Origin of the sequence: Leyella stercorea DSM 18206, from assembly GCF_000235885.1 — a bacterium.
Classification (GTDB): domain Bacteria; phylum Bacteroidota; class Bacteroidia; order Bacteroidales; family Bacteroidaceae; genus Prevotella; species Prevotella stercorea.
Window position 1 is genome coordinate 7,546 of record NZ_JH379438.1, and the last position, 4,274, is coordinate 11,819.

At 46.4% G+C, this 4,274-nt stretch carries 1 protein-coding gene; it reads left to right on the plus strand.

The features are described 5' to 3' along the window. Positions 1-334: 334 nt before the first annotated feature. Positions 335-4,066 (plus strand): hypothetical protein, encoded by a 3,732-nt coding sequence (locus HMPREF0673_RS07520; RefSeq protein WP_007900378.1) that lies wholly within the window; start codon positions 335-337, stop codon positions 4,064-4,066. The last annotated feature ends 208 nt before the right edge of the window (positions 4,067-4,274 follow it).

The window sequence follows — 4,274 nt, forward strand, 5'->3', positions numbered from 1 at the left end:
TGGGTATGGCAGGATGCCATACCCTCCTAATCCGCTATCCGTGGGAGTTTTCGTAGGAGGGAATGTGCGTTTTGTGTGAGTTAATAGTGTAAAAACTTAAAAAATTTGTGAAAATTTTTGCTGCTATACATATTTTTATTAAATTTGCACCGAAGAGGGAGTGCGTAGTGCCGAAGTGCGGCGCGTCACTCATACACGCCAACACAAGCAGCAACGATCCCCCGGCAACTGAAAACCGAAAGAAACCGATTTTAAAACCGATTTATTCAAACAGAATTTTTTTAATTAACTTAATTCAATAACAATTTATTAACAAACAAAGAAAGGATTTAGTATGAAAAAAATCTTATCTCTTCTTTCGATGTTGATGATTACCGTAACGGCATTTGCTACAAGCTATACGGACAAACTTACCTACAAGTTGACCGTATTTACAGCTTTGACAAAGGATTTGCCCGCAGGTGAACTCACCATCGAACCTTATGGCACATCAAATTATACGGTGACTGCCAAAGGATGTGATTTGTCTGATTTTGATGCAGGTAACTGGGACGAAATCGTTTGCAAGGACGTTGCAGGTACAAAAGACGCAAATGGTGTTACCACAATCACACTGGATAACCCTTATGCTTACCGTACATCAGACAATACCGCTTTTACAGACACTAAGCTCGTCGTTAAGTTCAACGGTACAAAGGCTTATGCTCATTTCGAGGGCAAGATGAAAGTCATGTATGTTGCTCGCGCTTTTGAGTACACCTTCGGCGTTGACGAAGGCTTCGACGGCGGCGGTTCTACCGGCGGTGGCGAGACTGGTGGCGAAGACAAGCCTGCAGCTTTCGAGAAGGTTGACTTCGTAGGCGATGGCACTAACTTCAACTGGAGCATCCCAGTAAATTGGGATACACAGAAGATCGTTATGTCTATCGATCCATCTACATGTACTGGTGCTTGTGAAGATATTATTGGTCTTGGTGAAGTTGCAACAGCTTGGGATAATACTCTCCACTTATATCGCAAGCCTGACGGCACCCTTCAGGGATACTTCAATGTACCTGGTGGCAGCAACAACAACACCAATCCGTTCGATGAGACCAATCCAATTAAGGTTGAGGTGTCAAAGGCTAAGGGCTTTGTTGTTAATGACGTGGTGAAGATTCCTGCAAGCCAAATGAGTGCTCTCTTCGCTCTCTCAACAGTTAATATGGGTACTGGTGAAGGCGCTAACGACAAGTCACGTGCTACATACAACTACGTTAAGGTAGTTGATAAGGATTGGACAGAGGTTCCTCCAGTAACAGTTAAGGACACTAAGAAGTTCGAGAACGTTGCATACACCACTTCAATGGGTGGTAGCGGAACTGCAACTGTAACATTCACTGAGATGTCTGACGATACATTCCCGATGACATTCGTTTCTGACGATTTAAATGTTAAGGCTGAAAACCTCACAAAGGGTACAGACGAGAAGGGTCGCACTACTTACACTGGTACAGCAAAACGCACAGATGTTGATGTAACATTCACTGTTAAGGCAGTTGTTTACGGCGAGACTACAGCACAGAAGCTCTACATGACAATGGATAACGGCTCAAGCTTAGTTGTTACTGTTGGTGAGGATCCCGACTACGTAGCTCCTGTAACATACAAGAACACTCTGAAGGTAGTTCGTGGCACAGACACCAAGGCATACGAAAACGCTGAGGTATCTGTACTCGCTAAGGGCGAGAACAAGTACGCAGTTACTATCCCTTCATTCACTGATATGGACGCAACGGAAGGTACAATCGGTAAGCTCACATTCGAGGCTACTGGTGTAGAGGAAAATGGCACACTCAAGCTTACTGCTACTTCTGCTACAACAACTCAGGAAGGTGGCACTGGTTGGGATGCAGCTGCTTTCACAGCTTCTATGGATGCTACTGTAACTGGCGAGACTCTCGCAGGTACATTCACAGTAGTATATCCTAATGATGCAACTAACTATACATATACCTTGTACTATGGTGTTGAGCCTCCAACAACTCCTGAGGCTCCTAAGGATGTAACCGTTGTTGAGAAGTATCAGGCTGACGGCACAGGCTTCTCTCACACAATCAATGTTGATTGGGATAAGCAGAAGATTGTTGCTTCTATCGACTTCTCTAATGGTGGCGACGACAAGGATATCCTTGCTATGACTACTGGCGACAGCTTCACAGCATTCCAGACAAGCACATACCGCACAATGCACTGGTACTGCAATCAGACTGCTAAGCAGATATCTGGCTTCTTCGCAAAGGACGGTGCTGGTAACAACAACACTGGTCGCATAGACGTTGCTGACTGCCTCGCTAAGTTCGAAATCTCTAAGGCTGAGGGTCTGAAGGTTAACGGTGAGGTTAAGATGACTCCTACAGCTCTTGAAGAGCTCCTTACAGGCGATCCTATCATCATCGGTAGCGGTGAGTCTCCAAAGTTCAGCAAGGCTTACTACAACTACATCAAGGTAGTTTCTCTCGACTGGAAAGAGCCGACAGAGCCTGAGGTAACTGAGGTTTCTAACAAGACATACACAAACAACCTCCGCATCCTTGATGGCGAAACGACAGTTGTTGAAGAGGCTGAAGCTAATGTGAACATCGTTAAGTACTCTGACGAGTCTTATAAGGTTACTCTTAAGAACGTTAATATGCTCAACAAGACTCAGGACCTCGTATTCGTAGGTAAGGCACTCATTGAAGAGGCTCCTACTGAGGCAACAGAGCCGCTCACAATCATTGCTAAGTCGGATGCTGCTACAACAGAATTCTTCGGCGAGGAGATGAGCGCAACATTCGAGATCACAGAGGTTTCTGCTGAAGAGATCAAGATGGGCTTTGTTCTCAATAATACAAGCTTAGAATATCAGGGCGAGTTCAACTACACTGAGGAAGAAACACCTGAGGTTTACACAAGCAACCTCCACATCTACGACGCTGCAGCTCCTGAGACAGACCTCTTCCAGGCTGACCAGGCTAAGGTAGAGTTCTTGGCTACTGCTACAGGTGAGTTCAAGCTCACTCTTAAGGACGTAACACTCAACGAGAAGAAATCTGACCTCGTATTCACTGGCACACTTCCTACACCACAACCTGGTGGTCAGGATCCGCTCGCAGAAGAGGGTGAAACAACTCCTGCTGAGCCAGCAATGGTTCTCAACGCTACTGCTGACGAGGCTACTGCTACATTCCTCGGTACTACATCTGCAACAGCTGTGTTCAATGTAATCATGAATGATGAAGCAGAAACTGAAAACGATGCATTCGCACTCACATTCACTATCACAGCAGGTGAGAAGACTCTCGGTGGTGAGTTCAACTACGAGAAGCAGGATACTCCAGATGAGAAATATCCTGTCAACTTCGACAAGACAGCTAAGAGCACACATAGTAGCCGTGCCCTCAACAGCTTCTCTCTCCAGCAGACTGGCAAGGACAAGCAGACAGAATCTGTATACGCTTCAAAAGCTGCTTACGAGGATCACACATCTAAGGTGTTCACAGTTGAGGCTGGCAGCGAACTGACAGCTTCGTTCGATTATACAGGCGAATGGATGCATAGCTTCGTTTACATCGACTTCGATAACGATGGTCAGTTCTCTTATAAGGAGGGACAGTGGGATCAGGCTGGCACCGATTTGGTAGCATTCAGCTTCTACTCTCTCGACTCTAACCCGAAGAACGATACATCTGGTTACAACTCAGTAGGTGATGAACTTACAGGAGATGCTCGCAATACTTATGTTGCACCTTCGTTCAAGGCTCCTGCTAAGGCTGGCGAATATCGTATCCGCTTCAAGTTCGATTGGAACTGCATCCTCCCTGGTGGTTCAAGCAGTATCCTCTCTGACGGTGGTGGCGTTTGGGACGCAACTCTTAAGGTTGTAGAGCCGGTTGTTGACGGCATCAGCTCAATCAACGCTGAGGTTGCTAATGGTGAGACACAGCTCTTCACAGTTAACGGCGTTAAGCTTAACAAGCTCCAGAAGGGTCTGAACATCGTTCGCACTGCTGACGGCAAGGTTAAGAAGGTACTCGTTAAGTAATCATAGGAGGGTATGGCATCCTTGCCATACCCACGCATCCACATAACTAACGTAAGAGGGCATGGCATTCCGCCATGCCCTCTTTGTGTTTTCCCCCCAGGGGATGCGTGTTCTCCCCACGGAATGCACGGAACCCACAGAAGTTTAGGGTGCGTGTACTGCCCACAGAACACACTTAGGAGGAGGGCGTGTCAAAACTCCCAATATA

Bases quoted from the DNA above. Each gene is read 5' to 3' on its own strand.
- HMPREF0673_RS07520 (WP_007900378.1), top strand. From the start codon at position 335: ATGAAAAAAATCTTATCTCTTCTTTCGATGTTGATGATTACCGTAACG.